Source organism: Chondromyces crocatus (assembly GCF_001189295.1).
Classification (GTDB): domain Bacteria; phylum Myxococcota_A; class Polyangia; order Polyangiales; family Polyangiaceae; genus Chondromyces; species Chondromyces crocatus.
The window spans coordinates 815,431-839,517 of sequence record NZ_CP012159.1; the positions used below are offsets into that span (position 1 = coordinate 815,431).

Sequence of the window (24,087 nt, forward strand, 5' to 3'; positions counted from 1 at the left end):
CTGGGTGCGTTCTAGCCGCCGCTCGCCTCCGCGAGCGCCGGACGGCGCCCCAGGGACATCTCGGCCATCATGATCGGAGGCGCGTGCAAGCACATGATCTCCGGCTCTGCGGGAGCCGTCTGCTTCGCCATGCGCAGGGCCTCATCCATGGTTCGCGCCGTCTCCCATCCCAGCAGCTGCGGGATGTACTCGTTGTCGGCCCCCACCACGATGGTGCGTCCGAGGTGCTGTCGGCCGGCTTCGCCCCAGTACCACATGAAGAAGGGATGGGTCGGATGGTAGGCGTGACCGAACCGATACATCTCGAGGTAAGCGGGGTTCTGAGCGAACTTCTTCTCGTAGCGCTGGTGCAGTTCCATCGCGTCGCGCGTCTCGGGGAGCAGGCGGTGCACGAACTCGATGTAGGGCGCGTGGTGCTCGTTGTCGAAGAGGTCCGTGCAGGGGTGGAGGATGATCATCGTCCCCCCCTTTCTCACCATGGGGACGTTGCGGTAGAGATTGAAGAGATAGCCGCTGGCCATTACCTGGACGAGCAGCGGATTGAGGAATGAATTCACGTTGTACGGGCTGATGTACGGAATGCCCGTGACGAGGATGTCCGCCTGGCCGACGACGGGCACGCAGTACTGATCGAAGCTGCGCCGCAGCGTGTGCTCGTGGGCAGCCTCCGTCTCTCCAGCGAACACACCCGTCACACCATAGGGGGACGGCACGCGCTGGAAGATGGCCTGGCGCGCCGGCTGAGGAACCTTCGACAGCGTGAAGCGCAGGGCCCTCAAGGCGCTCCGCTCGTTGGGGGTGAGGTCGTCCTCGTTCTTGGCCAGGAACTCGAGGGGCCGATCGAACATCCGGTTGTTGATCGTCGTCTCGATGGTGAAGACGTTGACCTTCTTGTTGAGCAGCCTGCCCATGCGCACGACACTGGTATTCAATGCCGACGTCTTGGGATCCATGTAGGAGTGGCAATCGCGCATGACGCGGGGATTGTGGTGTGCGCGGAGGCTGCGGTATCCGCACAGACCCACGGCGACCGATTTGTGGCCGCCGTCCATGGGCACGAGGTTGAGATTCACATAGATGATGAGATCGCTCTCGGCGGCTCGCCGGTTGATCTCCACCTCCTCGCCTTCATCGGTGGTCCCGATGTACTTCATGTTGGCGAGGTTCTCGGCGTCGTGGTTGTAGAGCTTCTTCGGCCAGAAGGCGTTGAAGATCTTGTCGCCGACGATGTGCCGGACCTCCCAGTCCTTCATGCGGCGATGCACGCTCGTGGCGATGATGATCTCCACGTCGTCGACGCCGTAGTCGTTCAGGAGATCGAGCACGATGGTGATGACGCGCTCGCGGATGTCGGGGCGCTTCATCGGAGGCAGTGGCAGGGAGATGTCGTCGACCGCGATGGTCACCTTCATCCCTGGGCGGAGCTTCGCGTAGAGCGGCTCGGAGTTGTAGGGATGGTTGATCGCGTAGCGGATCGCCGCGTCCACGTTCTTGAGCGCCTCGAGGGGCGGCTTCGGATAGATGACGCGGGTGCCGGTCGGCAGGTCGACCTCGACGAGCTGATCGCCGGAGAAGAGCGTGCGCGGGGCGCTGCGGCTATCGAGGGTGACGACGCAAGGATGACTCATGGGATGAATGGCTCCGAATCAGGCGGCGAGATCGAGAATGGGCCAGTGGTAGGCTTGAGCCAGGAGCTTCAAGCGGCGGTCGGGGTTGACCGCTGCCGGGTAGCCGACGACAGACAGCATCGGGACGTCGGAGTAGCTGTCCGAGTAGGCGAAGCACTCGTCCAGGTTGTGTCCCTTGGCCCGCGCGTGCTCGCGGACGAGCCGAGCCTTCTCGGGGCCGGCGACCACAGGCCGGAGCAGCTTGCCGGTGGCGAAGAAGTCTTTGATCTCCAGCCGGTTGGCGATCACGTCGGTCGCGCCGAGGTGATCTCGGAGCCGGTTGGCGAGGAAATCCAGTGCGCCGGTGATGAGGACGACGTCGTGCCCCTTGTCGAGGCTGCATCGGACCAGGTCACGCGCTTTGGGGAGGATGGCTGGCTTCATCACCTTGTCGAAGGTCTCCTCCGCCAGGCACACCAACCTGTCCTCCGAGACGCCCTCGAACGACGTGAAAAGCATCTCATTGAACAGGCGTCGATCACGGGTCTCGGCCAGTACCATCCAGGGCGCCTTCACGATCGCTCGCCCGAGCTTCGCGACGCTGTGCAGCGGCGTTGGCTGGTTGAGCATGTAAAATAGCGTCGGGTGCACCAGGTTCGTCGTGATCAATGTGCCGTCCACATCGAAGTAGCTCGCCGGCATGGCAGGGAGATCCCCTTGGAGGCCGGTCGAGTCAAGGGTAAGGCGACGCGAATAGCTCTACGCGGTGTCTCCGCGCCCGTGATCCAGGGGCAGACGGCAGCGTCATCCGCTCAGCCGCTTCGTGCGTCTCGACGACATAGGACCGGCGCCCGCCTCAAGAGATCCAGCGACACCGGCGTCATGGTCATCTGGCTCGCAACAGGCTCACGACCACGCGCGCACGCGCATTCTGGAAGTAGGTGTCCAGCGCTTGGGCCAGCCGCTGGCTCACATACCAGCGCTTGAGCAGAGGCAAGACGTCACTGAACCGCTGATCTTTGAACGGCGTCGAGCCCGAGCGCAGCGCGGCTCGCAGCTCGTACTCGCTCGGTTCCAGCATGGGTGTGACCATTCGATCGAGGTAGAGGCTCGCACGCGCTTGCCGACGGAGGAAGGTGTCGAGCTCGTCCGAAGCGAACCCCTCTGCGCGCATCGCCGCCAGCAGTCGTTCTTTGCCTCGAACACGCTGAATGAGCGCCTCCCGGGCGGCCTCGGCGCGTGCCGCGATCTCTTCGGGCCGGGGGGAAGGATCCGTCGTCAAGCTCGCCAGCATCGTCTCGGCGATGTGCCGATCCATCGCAGCGCGGACGTGACGGTCCAGGAACGACGCTGCCTCCTGATCTGGATCCGCCAGCGCCTCGAGGCGAGCTTCGAAGGCCAGCTCGCGCGCGAAAATGAACTGTGGCCGGTCTTCGCCTCCCGTTTCAGGTGAATGCCAGCGAACCACCACCCGATCGACCATCACCGCTTTCGGGGCAGGCTTCGCGACCGGCTGCGCGAGCGAGGGCGTCGTCACCGCGGCGAACGTCATGCAGAGCCAGAGCAGCGCGGCCGCCCGTTTCCTTGCGCCCATGGGCCGAGGTTAGCCCACCGTCTCCCTGGGAGCACGAGGCGCGCGCTCGGGTCCGTCGAGCCATTGCGATACGGCTTTACGCCGCGGGGCTGCGCCGTGTCTCCCTTCCCCGGCACCGAAGGCGGACAACCCTTCGCGGAACTCTGGTTCGGCCAGGCTGGCGATGCCGTGCTGCAGCTCGTTTTCCAGTGCGTCCTCCAGCGTCATCCCCGCCTGTTCGTACGCGCTCAGCCGGTCCTCTCGTAGACATTGCTGCGGGAGCGCTGCGAGCTGTGTCGCGAGGTCCATTGCGGCGTTCAGCGCTTCGCCCCGCGGGACGACGCGGTTCACGAGCCCCATGCGAATCGCCTCCTCCGAGCCCACGGCGCGGCCCGTCAGAATCAGGTCGAGCGCGTGGCTCAGCCCGATGAGACGAGGCAATCGGACCGTCCCGCCGTCGATGAGTGGAACCCCGAACCGGCGACAGAACACGCCGAGGACGGCGTCCTCGGCGGCGACTCGCAGGTCACACCAGAGCGCGAGCTCCAGCCCGCCAGCCACTGCGTACCCTTCGATCGCGGCAATGACGGGTTTCGACAGCAGCATCCGTGTGGGCCCCAGCGGGCCGTCTCCTTCCGGCTCCACCCGGTTCCCGTGACCGGAAGCCAGCGCCTTCAGGTCAGCGCCTGCGCAAAACGTGTCGCCAGCGCCCGTGAAGACCGCGACCTTGGCCGCCGGGTCGGCGTCGAAGCGTCGGAAAGCGTCAGCGAGGGCGGCGGCGGTCGGGCCATCCACGGCATTGCGGACCTCCGGCCTGTCCAGTGTGACCAGGGCAATGGTGTCGGTGACGCGGTAATGAACGGTCATCAAGCAGATTCCTCGCTTGCTGTGCGCTCGTCGATGTCGTTGGCCTGGACTCGGCCAGGTTGCCTTCGGGCCGTGACGCTCGCGAGCGCCTCGAGCGCCTCTCGGATGCTGAATGGTTTGAGGAGGCAGCGGTGCGCCGTGAGTGCGAGGAAGCGGCGGGATTCTGCTGTGTAGGCACCCCCGGTCATGAAGACGAAGCGATTACAAAGCTCGGGCCGGATCGAGGTGAGCGCTTCGACGAGATCCATCCCCGTCATTCCAGTCATCATCAGGTCGCAGAGGATGGCGTCGAATGAATATCCCTCTCTCGCGATTTCCAAGGCGACGCGGCTGCTCGTCGCCGTCGTCACGTCATAGTAATCGCTGAGGGCCGTGTCGAGGGAGCGCACCAGGGCCGGTTCGTCATCCACGATCAGCAGGCGGGGACGTGCGATGCTGAGCAATGGTGTTGCAGGCGCTACGCGGAGGCTGGGCTCGCATGCGTTCGCGTCCCCGAGCGTCGGGGCATGTGATTCGACAGCGGCAGGCAAAACCACGCGGAAGGTGGAGCCTTCGCCTTCGATGGAGCGGGCGGTGAGCTCTCCACCGAGTTCACTCACGATGTGGCGGCAGATGGCGAGCCCCAGGCCGGTACCACGACCTGGTGGCTTGGTGGTGAAGAAGGGCTCGAAGATACGAGGTAGCGTGGCTTCGGGGATGCCACTGCCCGTATCGCTCACCTCGATGATGACCTTCCTGGCACCGTCCATCGACGTGCGGATCCGGATCTCATTGTGCTCGGGATCGCCTTCTTCGATCGCGTCGATGGCGTTGAGCAAGAGGTTGAGGAAGACCTGTCCGAGCCGGCTTTTGTTGCCCAGAACGAGCTGCGTGGAGCCATAGACACGCGTCAGATGAGCGCGTCTGCGCAGGTCGCTGGCGGCGAGCGCGGCTGCAGAGTCGACGATCTCGCGAACATCGACGGGTGAGGGATCGTTGCGCGTTCGCGCGAACATCTTGAGATCGCCGACGATGGCGCGCACCCTCGAGGAGCCTTCGATGGCATCGGTGATCGAGTTCTCGGCCTTGGTCAGTCGTCGATCGTTGATCTGAGACAGCTCACGCGCTGCGACTTCCAGGTTGAGCGCCATGTAGGCGAGCGGATTGTTGATCTCGTGTGCCACGCCGGCGGCGAGCGTCCCGAGGGATGCCATGCGCTCGGTGACGAGAAGCTGCTCTTGCATCCGGCGGCGCTCGCTGACGTCGCGGGCGACGACGAGGCGTGCAGGCGCGCCCTCGAAGAGGATCTCGCGCGCGGGGGCCGCCTCGATCGTCACGATCTCCCCGTCTCTTCTCAGGAAGCGCAGCTCGTCATGGGCGGCGAGCGCAGGAGAGTCGATCGGTCTGTGTGAGCGTGCGAGCATGCGCTCGCGATCGTCGGGATGCACGAAGTCGAGGCCGCTCTGACCGACCAGCTCGTCGACCTGCTCCGCGCCGAAGCACCTCGCCGCCGCCTGGTTGGCCCAGACCACGAGCCCGTCGCGATGAATGAGGACGAGGTCGGGGATGCTTTCGAGGACGCCCTGGAGATCCTGCTTGCTGCGAAGCAGCGCCACATGGGCCTCCTGAAGCTCCGCGCGCATGCGGGCCATCTCTTCCGTGAGGGCTCGAAGGCCGAGCAAGGCCCGCGAGCCGCGTCGGGCGCGCTCGAGCAGCGGCATCGGAGGAGGAGGCGTGATGGTGTACGTGGCGCGGTGGTCCTCGATGTGGGCCTCGACAGGAGCCCAGGGGAGGCCGAGCAGCGTGGGTGTGGCTGCCATGGCGCCGCGGCAGATGCGGAAGAAGCTACGGCCCGAGCGAAAACATGAGGGAAACTCCATCGCCAGGAGGAGCCGCCCGTCGGGCTCTCGGCAGAGCGTGGTCTGCATGTGAAGGAACGCGAGCGGCACGATCCAGCGGGCCGCGAGGTCGTAGACGTCGCGAGCGTCTGCGAGGAGGCCGGCCAGACGGCGTACGACATCGTGAGGAGGAGCCGTCAAAAGCCCGGCGCCGATACGGGCGGCTTGCTCGGGGCTCTGACAGATGGCCTCGAGTCGATCGCAGAGTGTCGCGAACGTATCCCAGTCGACGCGGCTCTTCGGATCGCTGAGCCTCTCCAGCGAGAAGCGTCGTCCGTGAAATAGTTGTTCTGAAGAGAACCCCTCCACGCGCGCCGCATCGAGCAACGCGCGTGTGACCTGACAAGACACTTCGTTCATTTCCCCCCCCTGTCACGCTAAGCGCCGCGCAGCTCTGTGGCTCGAGCGACTCGGTCGATCGCAACGATGAACGCCGCGGTCCGCATGTCGACCGAGTGCGCCTGGGCTACCTCCGCGAGCTTTGCGTAGGCGGGGCGCATGATCGTCTCGAGCTCTCGCCGTACACGCGCTTCATCCCAAGCAAACTGCTGAATGTTCTGGACCCACTCGAAGTAGCTCACGGTCACGCCCCCCGCGTTGGCATATATATCAGGAATGACGGTGATCCCTCGCCGATGAAGAATTTCGTCGGCATCCGGCGTGGTGGGGCCGTTGGCTCCCTCGACGATGAGTGAACACTGAACTTCACGAGCGACGACGGGGGTGATCACTCCGCCGAGCGCCGCGGGAATCAGCACATCACCGCGCTGAAGGACGAGCGCTTCCCGCTGCACGCTGGGGGCCTTCCAGCCCGCGAGCGAGCGATGAGTCGCCTGCCAGGCGAGCGCACCTGAAATGTCGAGTCCTGCCGGGTCGTAGTACGAGCCAGTGTGATCCCCGATACCCAATATTTTTCCGCCGGCGCCTGCGATGAGCCGGGCCGCGTTGTTGCCCACATTGCCGAAACCCTGAATGATGTAAGTCGCATCAGCGAGGGTTTTGCCTTGTGACTTGAGGTGCTCCTCTGTGGCGATCATGACACCGCGGCCGGTCGCCTCTTCACGTCCCACCGAGCCGAAAAGATCGACCGGCTTGCCCGTCACCACGCCGGGCCGGAAACCATGGAACTTGGAATACTCATCCATGATCCATGCCATCACCTGAGCGTTGGTGTTCACGTCGGGAGCCGGAATGTCGACCGTATCGCCGATGAGTTCGTGAATGCCGGCCGTGAATTTCCGGGTGAGCCGCTCGAGCTCCCCCCGAGAGAGGGTGGCCGGATCGACGGTGATTCCCCCCTTGGCCCCTCCGTAGGGGATGCCGACGACCGCCGTTTTCCAGGTCATGAGCGACGCGAGCGCCCGGACTTCGTCGATCTCCACTTCCGGATGGAAGCGAAGCCCGCCCTTGAAGGGGCCGCGTGCATTGTCATGCTGGACGCGGAATCCGGTAAACGTTCCGATCGTGCCATCATCCATGCGGATGTTGCACTCCACCCGGATCTCGCGGTGCGGCGTCTCGAGCTGCTTCTTCACCGCCTCCGAGAGCCCCAGGATTGAGGCTGCGCGCTCGAAGTAACGGTTCACATCGGCGAACGAGTTGGACATGCTCCCTCCGTTCCGAATCGTCCCGGAAGTGCGGTGGGTTCTGCTCCCTCCTTCCGATGCTTCCGGGACAGGGTCTGCGCAGGGTCGCATGCACCCCGCGGGAGCGAAAGCCCGACTCGGTCGAGGTCAGGCGCTTTCGGACCAGCGAGAGCGCCCAGGCGAGCGTCCTTGTGACGTAGCGCTCGAAATCTGTGGCGGAGGGCTCGGACGTGGGGGATCGCGCGGCGCTAGCGTCGAGCGTTCGCGTGGGGATGAGGAGCGTGTCGGGATGAAGCACGCACTCGAACAGGATGGGTCAGGCCGTTCTCGACGCGCGTCGACACCAGCTCACCGTTCCGACGAGCGCACTGACAGCGCCGAGCGTTGGCGTTGATTCTCATGAGGGATCTCCCCTCGCGCCCAGCAGGCACACTGCGGTCCCCGAGGAGAGTCCCGCAGGGCATGAGCACTCGTGTTGCCTGCTAAGCACGCGCTTGGGCCGCATCGCACAGCGCGGAGGAGAGGTGTCCCGCAAGCTCCTCCAGAGGCAGCTGTTCGGACTCGAGCACGACGAGGCGCGCACCTGCCTCATTGGCAAGCAGGATGAATCGATCCGGTTCGCGATCGTGCAGATGACTGGGTACGACGATCACTTGTGGTCTCAATGCAATGGCCGTCTTCCACGCGGATGCTGACTCGCAGGTGCGGACGAGGAGCCGTCTCCTCATGGCGACCTTGCGGCAGCGGCTCAGTAACAATGGAGAACAATCGAGTGCCATCACAATAGGGATCCGAAATACCCTATTGTAATCACTTTGTTTCGACATGGCGGCTACCCACTCCCATCTGGCGCGCCAGCGCCACCAATCTCCGGGATAACTGAAGCCGCGCTCCTGTGAAAGAGAAAATCCCGCAGCAGGATCGGTGTAAGCCGTGATGCGAATGTCACTCGACGTTGCACCTTGTGCGGCGACTTTCTCGACGACCTCACTTTGTATCGTTCCTGGCCCGCGAAAAGCGCGACGCAGGAGAGGCGTGGGTGGGGCAATGTGACCGCGAGACGGTGGTGGAGCGCAATTCCCCCTAGAGTGCGCGCAACCTCCGCGCTGCCTCTTCGAGAACGTGATCTTCCTTGGCGAAGCAGAACCTCACCAGGGTCTCTCCCACGGGATCTGCGAAGAACGACGTGCCTGGGACGGAGGCCACACCCGTGCGTTCGAGGAGCAAAAGGGCGGCGGACTTGGCATTGGGTGCGGCCAGCCGGCGGATGTCTGCGAGCACATAGTAGGCTCCTTTGGGCACATAAGGAGTGAGGCCAGATGCTTGCAAGGCATCGCACAGGATCGACCTCTTCCGCGCATAAGAGGTCGAAAGTTCGGTGTAATACCCATCCTGCATTCCCAGCCCCGCAATCAACCCATACTGAAGAGGCGTGGGGGCGCAGACGTACAGCAGGTCGTGGATAACTGTGATTCGCTGCGAAAGTTCCCGCGGCGCGCTGAGATAACCGAGTCTCCAGCCCGTGATGGCAAACGTTTTGGAGAAGCCCGATATCGTGACCGTGCGCTCTCGCGCGGTCCGACGGGTCGCGAGCGGGATGTGCTTCGCCTCATCGAAGATGATGTGCTCGTAGATCTCGTCCGTGATCGCGATGAGATCATGCGCCTCACAAAATTCAGCGATGGCATCCAGCTCTGCCGTCGACCACACCTTTCCACTCGGGTTCGATGGCGTGCAGACCACGATGCCCCGCGTTCGGGAGGTGATGGCCTGCTCGAGATCGGAGCGCTCGAAGGTCCAGTTCGGTGGTCGGGTCGGGACAAGGACAGGGGTCAGCCCAAACGCGATGACGGTATTGAGGTGGTAGCCATAATAGGGCTCGAAGAGGATGATTTCGTCTCCTGGGTCGAAGAGCGCGAGGAGCGTGGCGGCGAATGCTCCCGTTGCTCCGGACGTGACCACGACCTCGCTGGTGGGGTCGTAACTCAGGCCGTAGCACCGCTGTATTTTTGCGGCGATCTCGGCCCGCAGGGGGGCGATGCCCTCAGGGGCGGTGTAGATCACCTTGTTGTCCTGGATGGCGGCACGCGCCGCATCCGCAACGGGGGGCGGGGTGGGGAGATCGCAGATTCCCTGGCCGAGGTTGATGCCGGAGACCGCCTCGCAGGCCCGACTCATGGCGCGGATGTCCGAAATGACGAGGTTTGCCAAGCGTTTTCCGAGGCGCATGAACACTCCAGGGGGATGGTTGAGGACGACGCGCGGGACGAGTCCCGTTGATGCGTGAGCCGCCGCACCGGGCGAGTGAAAGGTGACGAGAGGTTGGTCACCTCAGGTTACCGCGATTGTGCGTCCGCCCCGGAAGGCGTAGTAACCTTCGGGTCGTGGGGACCGGATCGAGACAAGACCCGAGTTCGGCCGGAGCTGGAAGCGCGGGCGGTGTGCCCGAAGCCAGCAGACCGACACCGCTGCGGCCGCCGCCGCCCCAGGCCGACGACGAGCCGACACGGGCCATGGGGACCGACGAGCTCGATGCCCTCCTCGAGAGTGTGGGGCCCGGGGTAGCCGGTGCGACCGCTTCGCTCTCTGCGAAGGACATCAGCCGGTTGCTGGCGGCGAGGGCGGCAGGCTTCGGCAAGGGAGCGAAGGTGCCTCCACGGGAGGAACCTGGTCTCGCCTCCAACGAGGCGCCGACGAAGCCGCCGCCTCCAGGCGACGCAGCGCCGGTAGACCCTCTCGTCGAAGGGCTCGGAAACCCTCGGGTGCCAGCGGCACCTCCCGAGGCCACCCCGGAGAGCTTCGAGCAGGACTTTGCGCCAACGCCGATTCTCTCCTCGAGTGATCGTGACTCGCTGCCCACCTCGGTCATGCTGGTGCCGAGCCGAGCGCCCAGCGCTGGTCGCGTGGAGACCTTGGCTCCTGAAGCGCTGATCGAGGACGGCGATGCTGGACCCGAACCCCCTGCGCAGAGGGAGCAACGGGCTCACCTCGTCAGTCCGACGCCTGCGCCGCCCGCAGAGGTCCCCTTCAACACCTCCTCGGCGGTTCCGAGTTCCCCGAGCACGCCAGCTCCGTGGACGATTGCGGCGGCGGACAGCTCACCTTCGAACCCACGGCCCACGTCAAGCCCTCCCCTCGTTCCGCACGTCGCAAATGTTCTCCCAGACGAGGTGCCTCCTCCGTCGTCTCCGACGGCGCATGGATCCCAGACAGGCCTCATCGTTGCCATCGTGATGAGCATCATCACCATCATCGCGATCACGGCTTTCTTGCTCACCCGATCCTCCGAAGAGCGGAGTCCAGGGAGCGCCCCGGTTCCTCATGAATCCGTGGAAACACCCTCTCCACGCCAGGGGGATGTCGACGAGTCACCCCCCTCGACCTCCGAAGCGGCCGCTCGCGCGGCACTCTGGCAATTTGCCGAAGGCGTCCGAGGCTGTGCGCGCACGGTGATCGGTGAGCTCCCTGGGACGGCGCCTGCCATCCCGCCCAGCTTTTCTCAGCTCAAGGGAAGTGCGTATACGAGTGGGCCGAACGACTATCGGTCGCCGGTCTATGGCTGCACGAGTTTTCGTCAGAGCGAGCCTCAAGCCTTCCAGATCCAGTGGCAGGCGTTCAAAGGGGGCACCGAGGGGATGACGATTGCGTGGTTGGACACCAATGGCGATGGGGCCGCGGATCGATCGCTCGGTCTGAGTGTGAAGCTCATCAAGAAGGGCGAGATCGCTCTCGGTGAAGCGATTGAGGTGCTGGATCCGATCCCGCCCGTGGCTCGCTGAAGCGAGCTGCGGCGCCACGAGTCGCTACATTCTCTGACGATCATGGAACGCTCGTCGCTGCGGCAGCGTTCTCGAAGCATGAGCACGTCAGGAGCACCGACCCTGGATCGGCCGCTGGCGCGAGAGGAGAAAGCGGAGCAAGTGGGCCGACTTTTCGTGCCTGGGCGTCCCGGACCGGGCTCGGCGCGTCTGGAGGTCGCTCGACAGGTGTGGGCGCTGGCCTGGCCTGCCATCACCCACATGTTTCTGCTGACGCTGGTGTTCCTGGTGAACCGAGCCATGGTGGGTCGGCACTCCACCACGGCGCTTGCGGCGACCCAGATCTGCACGACCCTCACGTGGTCGATCATCTCCATGTGCAGCGCCACCTCGGCTGGGACCCTCGCGGTCGTCGCCAGGTCCATCGGGGCGCGCGATCGCGCCGGAGCCGTGGCGGCAGTGCGAGCCTCTCTCGTGTTTGCTGCCGCGCTCGGAGTCCTCGTGGCCGGGCCGCTGCTGTGGACGAAGGGAGCGATGCTGAGGCTGCTCTTTCCACAGGCCGACGCGGAGGTGATCGCTCAAGCGGATGATTACCTGCAGATCGTGCTCCCGGTGCTGCCGTTGGCATTCCTGGAGGCGGTCGCCGCGTCGGCGTTGCAGGGGGCAGGAGATACGAGAACGCCGCTGCTCGCGGCTTCTGCTGGGAACGTCGTCAACGTCATCCTGAGCGCGCTGCTTATCTTCGGCTGGTTCGGGTTGCCCGAGATGGGACTGCGTGGCGCTGCCGTCGGTACGGCGGCCACGATGGCGATCGAGGGGCTCCTGCTGATTGCCGTGCTCTCAGCAAGAGGCAGTCCGCTCCCGCTCTTCCGGCGTGAAGGGGTCGAGCACCGTCAGCGAGCCTTCAGGGATGCGTTGAACCGTGTCCTGCGGGTGTCCCTCCCCGCGTTCGCAGAGCGCGCGACCTACCAGGCCGGCTACACGGGATTCGTGGTGATGATCGGGCTGCTTGGCGCGGCCGCGATGGCTGCGAACCAGGCGCTGGTCAGCATCGAGTCGGTGTGCTTTCTGTCCGCCGAGGGGTTCGGGATCGCTGCAGGGGCCCTCGTCGCGCAGAAGCTCGGGGAGGGAAATCCGCGTGAGGCGGCCTCTGCGGGTCGCACCTCCGCAGGCCTCGCCATCGTGCTCCTCTCTGCGTTCGGCCTGGTCTTCGCCCTCGTCCCCAGGGCCCTCATCCAGCCGTTCACCCAGGATGAGGGGATCGTCGCGCTCGGGGCATCGTCGCTCTACATCGCTGCGGTGGCCCAGCCCTTCATGGCCTTCGCCATGGTGATCGGTACAGCACTTCGCGCTGCGGGGGCGACGAGAGCTGTCTTCGTCGTGACGCTCGTCTCCTCCCTGGTCGTACGCCTCGTGGTGACGTGGCTGCTCGCGATCAAGCTCGGATACGGTCTCGTCGGCGTCTGGGTGGGCAGTACGGCGGACTGGATGGTGCGGAGCGCGATGCTCGGAGCCATCTGGGCGCGCGGGCGGTGGCGAGAGATCTCCGTGTAGCTCGCTCCGTGGTATAGGAGGCCATGGCTCAGGTCCACGGCGGAAGGCTCGTTTCCAAGGCGCTCGCCCGGCACGGGGTGACGCACCTGTTCACCCTGTGCGGCGGTCACATCCAGGCCATCTATGATGGCTGCCTCGATGATGGCATCCGTGTCGTGGATGTCAGGCACGAGCAGACGGCTGGCCATGCAGCGGATGGCTACGCCCGAGCGACAGGCCGCCCTGGCGTCTGCGCCGTGACTGCAGGACCCGGGGTGACGGACGTCGTGACGGCCGTGGCCAACGCGCAGCGCGCTGGCATCCCGCTCGTGGTCATCGGTGGTGCTGGACCGAGACTGCTCGCCGACATGGGCTCGCTCCAGGACATGAACCACGTGGAGCTGATGCGCCCCATCACCAAGTGGAGCACGTCGGTCCCCTCGACGGATCGTATCCAGGAGTACGTGGACTCGGCGTTCCGTATTGCTCAGTCCAACGTCCCGGGCCCGGTGTTCCTCGAGATCCCGCTCGACCTGCTGATGAACTTTGCGGACGACGCCGCTCCGCCCACGGCTCCCACGGCCGAGGGGGGCATCTCGCCTGCGCGGCCTGGTGGTGACCCGGCCTCGATCCGGCGCGCAGCTGGTCTGCTGCGGGAGGCAGAGCGTCCGATGTTCATCGTGGGGACGCAGCTGCGCTGGTCGCCGAATCGCGACATCCTCGCGCGCTTCGCGGATGCCATCGAGGCGCCCTACTACCTCAATGGAATGGCGCGTGGCGCGCTCCCCTACGAGCACCCGCGGCTGATGACCCGCTCCCGACGCTTCGCCCTCTCGCAGGCCGATCTCTGTGTGGTTCTGGGGACGCCTTTCGATTTTCGTCTCGAGTACGGCCGCGCCATCAACCCGGGCGCCAAGGTGGTGCAGGTGGACCTCGACGGGAGCGAGGCTGGAAGGAACAGGCGCGTCGATGTCGCCATTCATGGCGACAGCGGCGTCGTGCTCGAGCAGCTCCTCGGCGAGCTGCCGGAGAAGCGCGCGGAGTCCTGGCTGGCTGCCGTCCGTGCCTCCGAAGACAAGTCTCGCGCCAAGATGCTCGCGGAGATCGAGAGCGCCGACAGCCCACCGAACCCCCTCCGTGTCTGCGCCGAGGTCGGGAAGAGGTTGAAGCGAGACGACATCGTGATCGGTGATGGTGGCGACTTCGTGGCCACTGCCGCGTACGTGCTGAAGCTCGAATGGCCGCAGATCTGGATGGACCCGGGTCCGCTGGGGACGCTCGGTGTGGGTCCTGGATATGCCATGGCGGCCAAGCTCGCTCGCCCCGACGCGAACGTGGTCATCATGTATGGCGATGGCTCGTTCGGCCTCCATGCGCTCGAATTCGAGGCGATGGTGAGGCAGAACATCCCGGTGATCGCCGTGATTGGAAACGACGCGGCCTGGATGCAGATCCGACGAGGGCAGGTGGATCTGTACGGTGAGACGCGAGCTCCTGCGACCAGCCTGGCCTACACGCGCTACGAGAAGGTCGTGGAAGCGGTCGGAGGGTTCGGCGCCTGGGTGGAACGGATCGAGGATCTCGGGCCAGCCCTCGACGAGGCGTTTCGGTGTGGCAAGCCCGCCTGCGTCAACGTGAAGATCGCGCGCAGCGATTTCCGCAAGGGCGCGATCAGCGTCTGAACCAGCGTGGAGCTCAGGTTCGTTTCCCCCGATCTCGCCAGCCTCGACATGCTCGACGCCGAGGTGCTGGCCTGCCCCGTCTGGGCAGACATCCGGCCTGCGCATGGAGTGGCCGGCCTCTGCGACTGGCGGCTCGGTGGTCGTATCTCGGAGCTCCAGCGGCGTGGGTTGGTGACGGGTGAGCTGGGTGAAGTCGTGATGCTTCCGGGCAAGCCGCGCATGAGCCTGGACAAGTTGATCCTGTTCGGCGCGGGGACGCGGGCTGCGTTCGACGAATCTGTCTTCGTGGCCATCGTCAACCGGATGCTCAGCACCCTGCGTTGCCTGGGGGCTCGCGTCGCGGTGGTGGAGCTGCCGGGGCGGCAAGACCGTCTGATTCGAGCCGAAGCAGCGACCGATGCGCTCCTCGACTGCGCCGAGCGAGAGCGGGAAGGTGAAGATCTCTGGATGCTGGTGGAGGGCGCAGAAGGAAAGCAGCAGATCGCGCAACACATGATCGAGCAACGCCGCCGCCTTCGACGGGCGCTCTAGTCTGCTCGCCTGACAGGTCCCGTCATGCACCGCTCCCCTTCAGGCTCGTTCTCCACCCCTCTCCCTTCGTCCTTCGTGCTGGGCTGCGCGGGGTTGATCGCTGCGAGCTTGTTGATCTTCGGCGCCGTGGGGATCCGCGCGCTCGCCTCATCCGAACCCGAGGCGGAAGCCGTCTCGGAGCCGAGCGAGACACCGGCGCTGACGACGAGCACGACGAGTGCGCCGCAGGTTGCCCCTTCTCCACCATCCGAAAGGAGCGCGGTGAGGGAAGTGAGAGCGAAGCTCCAGCGCGATCTGGAGACCGGGAAGTTCCCGGCCTTCGTTGCCGACGTCGAGGAGCTCCTCCAGCTCGACCCGGATGCTGGTGCGGATCGCAAGCTTCGGAGTGCCATCATCGATGTCCTGATGGTCATCACGGCAGGCCGGGGCGAACATGCCGATAGGCTCTTCGATCTCATCGAGAATCGAATGGGGACCCACGGGATCGATCTCCTGTACCAGCTCGTGATCGCCCATGGAGGTTCCCGCGCTTCGGTGCGAGCGGCGGCGCTCCTCGCCGATCCCGCGATCCGCGCGCGTGGAACGCCCGCCATGCGCGTCGCCTACGATCTACGCATGGCGTCTTGCGCGCAGAAGAGCCAGCATTTCTCGCGCGTTCGAGAGGACGGGGACACCCGAAGCTTGCAACAGCTGGAGCTGCTCAAAAACCCTTGTAGCCGCCGGAACACCTGCTGTTTGCATGCAAAGGACCCCGAGCTCCTGAGCGCGATCGACGCTCTGCGGACTCGAGCCCAGAACTGAGCTACCTCAGACCAGCCTTCACGCGCATGATCTCTGCGGCTTCGGCATACGCAGGCTTGTTCGGGTGCTCTTTCGCAAGCTTCTGGTAAAGCTCCGCCGCCCGACCATAAGCGCCTCCCGCGACGGCATCGGCCGCCAACCGCTGGAGTGTCTTGCTGGCTTCGGTTTTGGACGAAGAGTCTGCGGGCGCTGCGGTCGGTGACAGGAGCTTGGACGAGCCGGCGTTGCGTGCGACGGGGGTGTCCGTGTCAGGGCCCGACGATGGCGATGGTCCGGCTGCAGTGGGCGCCGGCGACGGAGGCTCTGCATCCACGACGGCGCTCGGCTGGGGCGCGTCTCCAGGTGGAGCCGCGTTCGTCGTCTTCGGCGCTCCGCCCGTCTGCGCTGCCGCTTGAGGTGATCTGGGTGGAGGCTGAAGGCCCAGCTCGTCGCCCAGGAACAGCACCACGGCTGCCGCCACGATGAGCGGCGACAGGAAGACCAGCGCTTTCTTGGGACCCGACAAGGCTTGCCAGGCGGACTTCTGGGCTGCCCGTTCTGCATCGCCAGCGGTGGTGCTCTGCTCCAAGCGTGCGCTCTGGGTGAGCATCGGCGAGGCGACCTGCTGGTAGGTCCCCGTCTGTCGCATCGCAGCGCCTTCCATCGCAGAAGGCGCGGTGCTCGGAGGCGCACCGAAAGAGCGAAGCGAAGGAGGCGCACCGAAGGAAGGCATGGGCGAGCTGCCAAGGACCTCGGTCCGCACCAGCCCACCAGAAAGGCTCATGGCGGCAGGCCCTCCTCCTTGCCCGAACATCCCTTGAGGAGGGTTGCTTTGGGACGAGATCAAAGAGGCGGCTCCAGACAGATGCGCAGCGCTGGGATAGTTGCTGCCTGAGGTCGTGAGTGGAGCTGCACCCGACAGGTGAGCGACGCTCGGATAGCCGTTTCCGGCGAAGCCGAGCGGAGCCGCGCCGGACATGTGCGCGGCGCTCGGGTAGTTGCTGCCCGAGGTAGTGAGCGGAGCCGCGCCGGACATGTGCGCGGCGCTCGGGTAGTTGCTGCCCGGGGTGGCGAGCGGAGCCGCGCCGGACATGTGCGCGGCGTTCGGGTAGTTGCTGCCCGAGGTGGTGAGCGGAGCCGCGCCGGACATGTACGCCGCGTTCGGGTAGTTGCTGCCCGACATCGACGGGTCGCCGAAGCGGCGACCTGCCATCGAGACTTCACGTCGCCGCTCGACGTTCTCGACAGGCTCGATCTTGGTCATCCCCGAGTCGTCGGTGCGCTTGGTGGTCGAGGGGCCGCCGTGCTCCTCGTGCGGTGGCGCCGCGCTCGGCTCAGCTGCTGGCCAGAAGGCCGGAGAGGGGGGAGGCAGAGGTGCAATCGCTGGCTCAGGCGCTCGCGAGCGCGAGATTTCCATCCCGCGCCGGACCATCTCGCTCACATCACCCCAGGCATTCTCCTGCGCTTGATCAGCGACCCGAGTCGCCACGTTGTCGTCGTCCTCGAGCAGCTGTGCGTGGTTCATGGATGCATAGCCCCCCGCTGACGGATCTGGTCCGAACCACAACCTGGCGCCTCCGAGCAGGACTTCGCTCGATGGGTCCAGGGGGGTCCAGACGCCGAGCACGGCCTGACCATTCACCATGGTCGGAGCGACCATGTCGACACTGCGCAGAAAGAGCTGAGCGCCATCGAAGTAGAACTCCGCGTGCTCGGCTGCGACCCCCGGGGCTGAAAGCATCCAGGCGCCGCTGGTGCCGACCAGCAGGGGGCCCATCGGTTCGCCTGGGATGATCCGCTGGCATTGCGGCTCTCCGGAGCCGATGCGGATCTCGATCATGTGTGCGCGGGACAGCTCCGCCATAGATGGGCGCGATCTCGCCGCAAATCTAGTGACGATCCATCACTGCGGCGGGGGACCGAGTGTATCGCGCACGCCATCTCCTTGCACCGGATTCAGCGGCGGTGGCTCGACACGCACCGGGCGACCCTCCTGTGCGGCTCCTCCTTCGCCGCCAAGAGGTGGTGCGGCGCCCAACGAGGAGGGCTGTTCTCGCAGCGTACGCATCGGGGAACCGGCGGAGATCCCTCGCTCATCACCACCCGAGCCCCCCGACCCGTCTTGACGGCCCTGACTGCCAGGCTGGAACGGCGTGATCACCTTCAGCAAGCCTCCTCGTGCCTCCTCCGCATGGGGGCCTCGTGGGTCGAGCCGCAGGTACTCCCGGAACTGTTCGTCTGCGCGCCCAGGATCCTGGAGCTCATCCCGGAACAGCACCCCCATCGCATAGCGGACCTCTGCGTAATCCGGCCGAGAGCGGGTGATCTGCTCCAGATGTTCGAGCGCCGCCACGGTGTCCCCCACACTGGCGTGCAGCGAGGCCACCACGAACCGAAGGTGGTGATCCTGGGGCGTCTTCGTCAGGTGAGGTTCGGCGTAGGTGAGCGCTGCGCGGAAGCGGTTCTCCGCAACGCACGCACGGATCAGGGCTGGCAAGACCCGATCGGCCGGAGCACCTGCCGTGAGGGCAGCGGACAGGTACTGCTCGGCGCGCGTGTAGTCTTGCGCATTTGCAAACGCGAGCCCTCGCTCGAGGAGCCGCTCCGGCTTCCCCGCCGCGTTGGCCTGTTTCACGTCTTCCGGCACCCGAGCGCCCTCGCCGGGAGTGGCCGCGCAGCCCAGCGCCGCGCTCATCGTGACGAACACGGCGATGGCCGTCGCGGCGAGACGCATCAGCGTGCAGAGGTGGTCGCGGTCGGTCCGATGGCAGCTGCCGGCGCCCAGCCGGACAGCATGGTGCCCTTGCTCGAATGCATGACCAGCGACCATCCACCTTCCTCTTTCAGCACCCGCACGATGCTCCCCTTGGCCACCTTGCCGACCGTGAACCCGTCCTTGTCTTTCAAGGTGAGGAGGGTCTTCGCAACCCCCCACCCCTCTCGGATGATCTCGGATGGCTTCGTCGTGGGCGCCGCCGCGACCTCGGATGGCTCCGCGGGCTTGGAAGTCACCATGGCGGCCGGTGGGGAGGCGAAGTTGTGATCGATGATCGGGTCCGACGTCGGTGGGGTCACTGCCTCGACGACATTCGACGAGGCGCTCCGAGCCGTCGGCTGGACCTGAACGACCGCCTCCACCGCGCCGTTCGTCTCCGGAGCGCCCTTGTGCTCTCGGCGTGCCGTGTGGATTCCCCAGGCGGCCAGGCCGACCACCGCCACCGCGCCGACCGCCTGGAGGAAGATCATCTGCGGATTTCGCTGGGGCGGAGGTGCAGTCCAGGCGCTGCGCGTCATCAACGTGGCTGCGCGCGGCTCCGTCGTCGCATGGGACAGAAGCGAAGGCGTGCTCTGCACCTCGCTCCCTTCCACCACCGTGGACACGGACGTCGGCAGCAACGTCATCGCGCCCGAGGGGACGCCAGCTGAAAATGTGGAGACTGCGCCTCCGGCGAAGGGCCGGAGCGCCGCCATCAGCGTCGGTACGTCCGGGAGCCGCCGCTCCCGATCCTTTTCCAGGCAGCGCGCCACGACCTCCTGGAGCGGGAGCGGGATGCTGGGGCGGAGCGTGGTGATCGGTGCTGGCGTGTGCATCGCGATCGCCATGCACAGCTCGGTCATCGAGTCCCCTTCGAAGGGACGCCGCCCGGTGAGCATGTAATAGAGGATCACGCCGAGCGACCAGATGTCGGTCCGCGTGTCCACGTTCTTCGAGCTCCGGAGCTGCTCCGGCGACGCATACTGTGGTGACCCCATCACCATGTTGGTCGCCGTCAGGGTGTGTTCGACATCGCTGCCCCCCTCGGTGTTCACCACCTTGGAGATGCCGAAATCGAGCACCTTGAGCAGGGGCGTCCCATTGGGGCGCTTGACGATGAACATGTTCCCCGGCTTCAGATCCCGATGGATGATACCGAGCTTGTGGGCCTCACCGATGGCGTCGCAGGCTTGCAGGAGGAACTCGACGGCCTCCTCGATGGGCAGCGGCGCCCGTGTCCTGATCACCCGGGAAAGCGGCGAGCCATCCAGGAACTCCATCACCATGTAGGGATCGCCCGAAGGCAGAGCCCCTACGTCGAGCACGCGCGCCACGTGCTCACTGCGCAGCGCCGCAGCCGCGCGTGCCTCGCGCAGGAACCGCTGCACGGGATCACTGCGCATCGCCGCGTTCGGATGCAAGAATTTCACCGCGACCGGCTGATTCAGGAGGAGGTGGCGTGCGATGACGACCACCCCCATCCCTCCAGCGCCGATGATCTTCTCGATCTGGTACTTGCCTGCGATGACCTCGCCTGCGCGCGGAAGCCCCTCCATCTCCACGAGATCGTCAGGTTTGGATTGAGGGCCGGCCATTCAGGCGCCAGTCTATCGAGTGACCCGCGTGGCGACAACCTGCCGACCCTTCAGGATATCGGCGGCATCGGGCTACCAGCGAAGGTCGATCGTCTCCGGACTCACCCAGCACCCTGGCTGCTGCCGTGCTGCTCGGCGGCTTTGTACACCCCTGGTGGAAGATCGGTGCCATGTGCCTGGAGCTGCGGCAAACAACGGGGCAAAGTCCCCGTGGGAACGAGCTGACTGAGCACCTCTCCCCTCGGCCCGATCCCTTGGTACGTGCGTACGAAGAGGTCCTGGGTGACGTAGCTCGAGCTGTCCAGATCGAAGCCCAGCACCTCGGTGATGTGCGTGATCTTGCGTGTGCCGTCCTGCAGCCTGGAGATCTGCGTCAAGATGTTCACACCGGACGCGAGCTGAAGGCGCAGCGCGACGAGAGGCATGTCGACATCGCTCATCATCGCCATCGTCTCCAGGCGGGTGAGGGTGTCGCGCGGGTAGGTCGCGTGGACCGTGGTCAGGCAGCCGCCGTGGCCGCTGGTCATGGCCTGGATCAAATCCAGTGCTTCTCCGCTACGGATCTCGCCGACCACGATCCGGTCCGGCCGGAGACGAAGGGTCGCCTTGAAGAGATCGCGAATCGACACCGCTCCCCGTCCCCTGGGATCGGGCGGGCGCGCTTCCAGCTGGACCACGTGTTCCCGTTGCAAGCTCAGCTCGCGGGAGTCTTCGATCACCACCACCCGCTCTCCCTCGGGGACGAACGAAGAGAGCGCATTGAGCATGCTGGTCTTGCCGCTGCCCGTGCCGCCAGCCACCACGATGTTGAGCTTGCTGGCGACGAGCGCCCGCAAGGTCAGCGCCGCTTCGGGCGTCATCGCGTCGAACTGGACGAGGCGCTCCACGGTCAGCTTCTCCTTCGAGAAGCGGCGGATGGAGACCGACGGACCATCGGGCGCTGCGGGTGGCAGCACGGCCTCGATACGAGAGCCGTCGGGGAGGCGCCCCTCCAGGATGGGGTGGAACTCGTCGATGTGCTTGCCCACGAACTGAGCCGCGTTCCGGAGGGCGGCCATCAGAGCTTCCTGGCTCTCGAACCGGGCTTCCGTCAGAAAGAGCAAGCCACGTCGCTCGACGTAGATCTGGCCTGGGCCATTGATCATGATGTCGCTGACCGACGGATCTTCGAGAAAGGGCCGGATCGGAGCAAAGAAGTGGAGGAGCGTCTCTTCGAAGACCTCGCGCGGGATCATGCAGGTACTCCGGCTAGCTCTTCTGGGGCGTGCCGCTGAGCCTGAGCTTGAGGCGACGATCCATGTTCGACAGCCAGACCACGTAGGGATCGTTCTTTCCCTGGAGCATCGCGAGCAGCACCTTCACCTCCCGCTGGGCGGTGCGCAGGTCCTTGACGTCGAGCGAGTGGACCAGGCGCATCTGGTGCGCCCGGTAGTCTTCATCGAGCTGCTTGCGGAGCTTGTCGGCTGCGGTCTGCATCTCGGCCGCCGCTCCGGCTTCCCCGGAGGTGCGGTAGCAGGCGGCAGCCTGCTGGAAGAGTGACACGGCGGCGACCCCGTCGCGCACATCGAAGGGGCTCCGCTCCCGCTTTCCTTGCGCCACGATGCGCCGGTTCTGCGCCATCCCGAGTGCTTGGTCCTTCTCCGTCTGCGGGCAGGCCGAACCGGCCTCCTCCCAGAGCGGCGGCGTCTTGTCGGGGCGGGCATCCATCACATCGTCCTTCGGGTCGTCGAGCAACACGAAGAGCGCGAGCGGGATGAGGAGCACCGCGAGCACGTACGTGAAGGGGCTGACGGGCTCGCTCTGCTTCTTCGTGACGCCGATCTGGTCCGCGATCTCGACGATGGAGACGGTGATCTCGCTCTGACCGATCTGGAGGAGCGCGTTCTGCTGGAGTGGCGCCTCGGTGAATGGCGCTCCGTTCAGCAGGGGAGGTGGCTGGAGCGAGCGCGCCTGCGCGTACACGTTGCCACCCAGGAAGGTGATGAGAACGTGCTCGCTCGCGGCGGTATCACCGGGGAGCCGGATCTCACAGTGCGCTCCGCTCCCGATGAGCACGCGATCCGAGTCGACGAGCAGCTGCTGAGGGCCACCGTCCGGGAGTTGTACCCGGAAGCTCAAGCCGGTGAGGGTCTGTGTTTGCTGGGTCTGAGTCATGGCGACACCCCGCTCACTGCTCCATGAGGGTCAGCACCATCGGACCCATGACGAGCATCATGATACACGCGAACAGCAGGAACAGCGGACCGATCATCTTCACCGCCGCCTTGGCTGCAGCCTCCTCGGCCCTGACCGAGCGCCTGAGACGCGACACGCCGGCCTGGATCTGCAGGACCTCCGCGACCGGATTGCCTCGCTCCTCGGCCTGGATCAGCGCTGCAACGAACTCGGTGACGGGACCCGTGGGCGCGCGGCTGCAGAAATCGCTCAGCACCTGCTTCCTGGTCCGGCCGAGCTGCATCTCCTGGAGGATACGCTTGAACTCGATGATGAGCGGGTCTTCCGGGTTCGACGACTTCTCGACGACCTGACGGATCGCACCTGGAAAATCCAGGCCAGCGCTCATCGCCAGCGCCATCAGATCGATCACGTACGGCAGCCCCTCGTTGATGAGCCGCAGCCGCCGCGCCGCTTCGCCAGACGTCTGAAAGTAGGGCAGCATCGCGCCGACCATGAAGCCCAGGAGTGCGGCCGCACCGATGCTGCCCTCCATCAGGATCCCCATGGCCACGCCGAACAGCGAGCCCAGGACGCCGCTGAGGAGGCTGAGCGAGAAGAACTCGTCCGGGGTGAGGCCGAGGTAATCGCCGGCAAGCGCGATCATCGCGTCGACACGAGTGCGCGTGGAGTCGCCCACCATGCCACTCACCCGGACGCCCAGCCAGCGCACCACGGGCTCGAGCGACGCCCAGCCCGGGTTCGAGTCGATCGCCCAGCGCCGCTTGAGACCGCGCATCCCGAGTCGAGAGGCGACCCGCGTGGGCGCGCTCGCGACCGCATACACCGCGACCGCCACCGCGACGGCGACGCAGAGCAGGAACAGGTAGCGAAAGACGATGTAGTTGAGGATCATACGTCGACGTTGACGACCTTGCGGGCGATGACCAGCGAGGCGAGCCAGCAGGCGCCCGCCGCCAGGATCACCAGGTATCCGACGATCGAGTTCGTCAGCGGAGCGAAGTAGTTCTGCTTCACGGCATCGAAGACCAGCACCAGCACGATGGGGAACACGGCCAGCAACGCGAGCTGCGCCTTCCCTTCCGCCGTCTTGGTGCGCACCACGGCCTCGAGCCGCGACATCTCGCGGAGCGCGGCGGCCGTCCCGTCCAGGATCTTCGGTAGGTTGCCACCGACCTGACGCCCGATGAGGAGCGCCGAGATGGCGGAGTCCACCGGGCGACTCCCGATGCGGCTCGCCATCAGCATCAGCGCCTGATCCAGTGTGCTGCCGACGCGCATCTCCTTCACCGCAAGCTCGACCTCTTGCTGGAGCGGAGGCCGGATGAGCTGCTGCACGGAGATGAACGCGTCGCCAAGGCTCGGCGTGGCCTTGAGTGCGTTGGCGATGGCGAGGATGAAGCCATCGAGCTGCTTCTCGATCTCCGCGACCCTCTGCCGTCGCAGCAGCTCGATGTACAGCGGCGGAACGACCGCCACGGACACCGGCAACCACCACAGCGGCAAGTCGACCAGGATCGCGAGCACGACCGACAAGAAGACGCCGACGCCTTGGCCGGCGGCGATGCGATCTCCGGGCGTGAAGATGAAGAGCACCTTCATCCTCCGCTCGAGGTACGCCACGTACCGTCTCCACAGCCGCCGAGGCAGCCCGTCGTCGTCGCTCACGAGCGCGTGGATCAGGATGAAGAGGCCCAGGAAGACCAGGCCGATCCCGGCCCACTTGAAGCCCGGGTGCGAGACCACCTCTTGGATCAGTGCGTCCATC

At 65.6% G+C, this 24,087-nt stretch carries 20 protein-coding genes; 5 read left to right on the plus strand and 15 right to left on the minus strand.

Annotated elements, in window-relative coordinates:
* Positions 1 to 11 precede the first annotated feature (11 nt).
* The 8 genes from larAH to CMC5_RS43930 form a co-directional block, all read right to left on the minus strand.
* Complete coding sequence (gene larAH / locus CMC5_RS03090; RefSeq protein WP_050429008.1) at positions 12 to 1,628, minus strand: NPN-dependent hydroxyacid isomerase, LarAH14/15/16 family; 1,617 nt, start codon at positions 1,626 to 1,628, stop codon at positions 12 to 14.
* Between the two features lie 18 nt (positions 1,629 to 1,646).
* The gene (locus CMC5_RS03095; protein WP_050429009.1) at positions 1,647 to 2,309 is read right to left on the minus strand and encodes an HAD family hydrolase; all 663 of its coding nucleotides are present in this window, start codon (positions 2,307 to 2,309) and stop codon (positions 1,647 to 1,649) included.
* 184 nt (positions 2,310 to 2,493) lie between these two features.
* Positions 2,494 to 3,201 carry a hypothetical protein gene (locus tag CMC5_RS03100; protein WP_179955508.1) on the minus strand — a complete coding sequence of 236 codons (708 nt, stop codon included), beginning with the start codon at positions 3,199 to 3,201 and terminating at the stop codon, positions 2,494 to 2,496.
* A gap of 9 nt (positions 3,202 to 3,210) precedes the next feature.
* Positions 3,211 to 4,047, minus strand: a complete 837-nt coding sequence (locus CMC5_RS03105) for a crotonase/enoyl-CoA hydratase family protein (protein WP_082362196.1) — start codon at positions 4,045 to 4,047, stop codon at positions 3,211 to 3,213.
* Positions 4,047 to 6,284: a hybrid sensor histidine kinase/response regulator gene (locus CMC5_RS03110; RefSeq protein ID WP_082362197.1), complete on the minus strand. Its 2,238-nt coding sequence runs from the start codon at positions 6,282 to 6,284 to the stop codon at positions 4,047 to 4,049. Before CMC5_RS03110 ends, CMC5_RS03105 begins: the two co-directional genes overlap by 1 nt.
* 17 nt (positions 6,285 to 6,301) lie before the next feature.
* On the minus strand, positions 6,302 to 7,531 hold the full coding sequence (locus CMC5_RS03115) for a Glu/Leu/Phe/Val dehydrogenase dimerization domain-containing protein (protein ID WP_050429012.1): 1,230 nt from the start codon (positions 7,529 to 7,531) through the stop codon (positions 6,302 to 6,304).
* Between the two features lie 1,062 nt (positions 7,532 to 8,593).
* Entirely contained in the window at positions 8,594 to 9,739 is a 1,146-nt protein-coding gene (locus CMC5_RS03125; protein WP_063796200.1) for a pyridoxal phosphate-dependent aminotransferase, read from the minus strand.
* Positions 9,740 to 10,493: 754 nt separating this feature from the next.
* A complete protein-coding gene (locus tag CMC5_RS43930) occupies positions 10,494 to 10,787 on the minus strand; it encodes a hypothetical protein (protein ID WP_156338101.1) in 294 nt (97 codons plus the stop codon).
* A 52-nt stretch (positions 10,788 to 10,839) separates the two neighbouring features.
* Between CMC5_RS43930 and CMC5_RS43935 the strand changes: the two genes are divergently transcribed.
* From CMC5_RS43935 to CMC5_RS03155, 5 genes are all read left to right on the plus strand, one after another.
* Positions 10,840 to 11,289, plus strand: coding sequence for a hypothetical protein (locus tag CMC5_RS43935; RefSeq protein ID WP_156338104.1), 450 nt, complete (start codon positions 10,840 to 10,842; stop codon positions 11,287 to 11,289).
* A gap of 78 nt (positions 11,290 to 11,367) precedes the next feature.
* The gene (locus CMC5_RS03135) at positions 11,368 to 12,822 is read left to right on the plus strand and encodes an MATE family efflux transporter (RefSeq protein WP_050429016.1); all 1,455 of its coding nucleotides are present in this window, start codon (positions 11,368 to 11,370) and stop codon (positions 12,820 to 12,822) included.
* Between the two features lie 23 nt (positions 12,823 to 12,845).
* Positions 12,846 to 14,483, plus strand: a complete 1,638-nt coding sequence (locus tag CMC5_RS03140) for a thiamine pyrophosphate-binding protein (RefSeq protein ID WP_050429017.1) — start codon at positions 12,846 to 12,848, stop codon at positions 14,481 to 14,483.
* Positions 14,484 to 14,489: 6 nt separating this feature from the next.
* The gene (locus tag CMC5_RS03145) at positions 14,490 to 15,014 is read left to right on the plus strand and encodes a M17 family peptidase N-terminal domain-containing protein (RefSeq protein WP_050429018.1); all 525 of its coding nucleotides are present in this window, start codon (positions 14,490 to 14,492) and stop codon (positions 15,012 to 15,014) included.
* Between the two features lie 24 nt (positions 15,015 to 15,038).
* Positions 15,039 to 15,815, plus strand: coding sequence for a hypothetical protein (locus tag CMC5_RS03155; RefSeq protein WP_156338109.1), 777 nt, complete (start codon positions 15,039 to 15,041; stop codon positions 15,813 to 15,815).
* 1 nt (position 15,816) lies between these two features.
* Here CMC5_RS03155 and CMC5_RS03160 read toward each other — a convergent pair whose 3' ends face one another.
* The 7 genes from CMC5_RS03160 to CMC5_RS03190 form a co-directional block, all read right to left on the minus strand.
* Positions 15,817 to 17,634, minus strand: a complete 1,818-nt coding sequence (locus CMC5_RS03160; protein WP_156338111.1) for an FHA domain-containing protein — start codon at positions 17,632 to 17,634, stop codon at positions 15,817 to 15,819.
* Between the two features lie 63 nt (positions 17,635 to 17,697).
* On the minus strand, positions 17,698 to 18,528 hold the full coding sequence (locus CMC5_RS03165; protein WP_050429022.1) for a tetratricopeptide repeat protein: 831 nt from the start codon (positions 18,526 to 18,528) through the stop codon (positions 17,698 to 17,700).
* Positions 18,528 to 20,105 carry a protein kinase domain-containing protein gene (locus tag CMC5_RS03170; RefSeq protein ID WP_169796443.1) on the minus strand — a complete coding sequence of 526 codons (1,578 nt, stop codon included), beginning with the start codon at positions 20,103 to 20,105 and terminating at the stop codon, positions 18,528 to 18,530. The genes CMC5_RS03165 and CMC5_RS03170 overlap by 1 nt, the downstream gene beginning before the upstream one ends.
* A gap of 140 nt (positions 20,106 to 20,245) precedes the next feature.
* On the minus strand, positions 20,246 to 21,379 hold the full coding sequence (locus CMC5_RS03175) for a TadA family conjugal transfer-associated ATPase (RefSeq protein WP_050429024.1): 1,134 nt from the start codon (positions 21,377 to 21,379) through the stop codon (positions 20,246 to 20,248).
* A 13-nt stretch (positions 21,380 to 21,392) separates the two neighbouring features.
* A complete protein-coding gene (locus CMC5_RS03180) occupies positions 21,393 to 22,298 on the minus strand; it encodes an FHA domain-containing protein (RefSeq protein WP_050429025.1) in 906 nt (301 codons plus the stop codon).
* A 13-nt stretch (positions 22,299 to 22,311) separates the two neighbouring features.
* On the minus strand, positions 22,312 to 23,214 hold the full coding sequence (locus CMC5_RS03185) for a type II secretion system F family protein (RefSeq protein WP_050429026.1): 903 nt from the start codon (positions 23,212 to 23,214) through the stop codon (positions 22,312 to 22,314).
* Complete coding sequence (locus CMC5_RS03190) at positions 23,211 to 24,086, minus strand: type II secretion system F family protein (protein ID WP_050429027.1); 876 nt, start codon at positions 24,084 to 24,086, stop codon at positions 23,211 to 23,213. Before CMC5_RS03190 ends, CMC5_RS03185 begins: the two co-directional genes overlap by 4 nt.
* Position 24,087 lies beyond the last annotated feature (1 nt).

Coding starts and splice junctions, on each gene's coding strand:
- larAH (WP_050429008.1), bottom strand. CDS start 1,628: ATGAGTCATCCTTGCGTCGTCACCCTCGATAGCCGCAGCGCCCCGCGC.
- CMC5_RS03095 (WP_050429009.1), bottom strand. CDS start 2,309: ATGCCGGCGAGCTACTTCGATGTGGACGGCACATTGATCACGACGAAC.
- CMC5_RS03100 (WP_179955508.1), bottom strand. CDS start 3,201: ATGGGCGCAAGGAAACGGGCGGCCGCGCTGCTCTGGCTCTGCATGACG.
- CMC5_RS03105 (WP_082362196.1), bottom strand. CDS start 4,047: ATGACCGTTCATTACCGCGTCACCGACACCATTGCCCTGGTCACACTG.
- CMC5_RS03110 (WP_082362197.1), bottom strand. CDS start 6,284: ATGAACGAAGTGTCTTGTCAGGTCACACGCGCGTTGCTCGATGCGGCG.
- CMC5_RS03115 (WP_050429012.1), bottom strand. CDS start 7,531: ATGTCCAACTCGTTCGCCGATGTGAACCGTTACTTCGAGCGCGCAGCC.
- CMC5_RS03125 (WP_063796200.1), bottom strand. CDS start 9,739: ATGCGCCTCGGAAAACGCTTGGCAAACCTCGTCATTTCGGACATCCGC.
- CMC5_RS03135 (WP_050429016.1), top strand. CDS start 11,368: ATGAGCACGTCAGGAGCACCGACCCTGGATCGGCCGCTGGCGCGAGAG.
- CMC5_RS03140 (WP_050429017.1), top strand. CDS start 12,846: ATGGCTCAGGTCCACGGCGGAAGGCTCGTTTCCAAGGCGCTCGCCCGG.
- CMC5_RS03155 (WP_156338109.1), top strand. CDS start 15,039: ATGCACCGCTCCCCTTCAGGCTCGTTCTCCACCCCTCTCCCTTCGTCC.
- CMC5_RS03160 (WP_156338111.1), bottom strand. CDS start 17,634: ATGATCGAGATCCGCATCGGCTCCGGAGAGCCGCAATGCCAGCGGATC.
- CMC5_RS03165 (WP_050429022.1), bottom strand. CDS start 18,528: ATGCGTCTCGCCGCGACGGCCATCGCCGTGTTCGTCACGATGAGCGCG.
- CMC5_RS03170 (WP_169796443.1), bottom strand. CDS start 20,105: ATGGAGGGGCTTCCGCGCGCAGGCGAGGTCATCGCAGGCAAGTACCAG.
- CMC5_RS03175 (WP_050429024.1), bottom strand. CDS start 21,379: ATGATCCCGCGCGAGGTCTTCGAAGAGACGCTCCTCCACTTCTTTGCT.
- CMC5_RS03180 (WP_050429025.1), bottom strand. CDS start 22,298: ATGACTCAGACCCAGCAAACACAGACCCTCACCGGCTTGAGCTTCCGG.
- CMC5_RS03185 (WP_050429026.1), bottom strand. CDS start 23,214: ATGATCCTCAACTACATCGTCTTTCGCTACCTGTTCCTGCTCTGCGTC.
- CMC5_RS03190 (WP_050429027.1), bottom strand. CDS start 24,086: ATGGACGCACTGATCCAAGAGGTGGTCTCGCACCCGGGCTTCAAGTGG.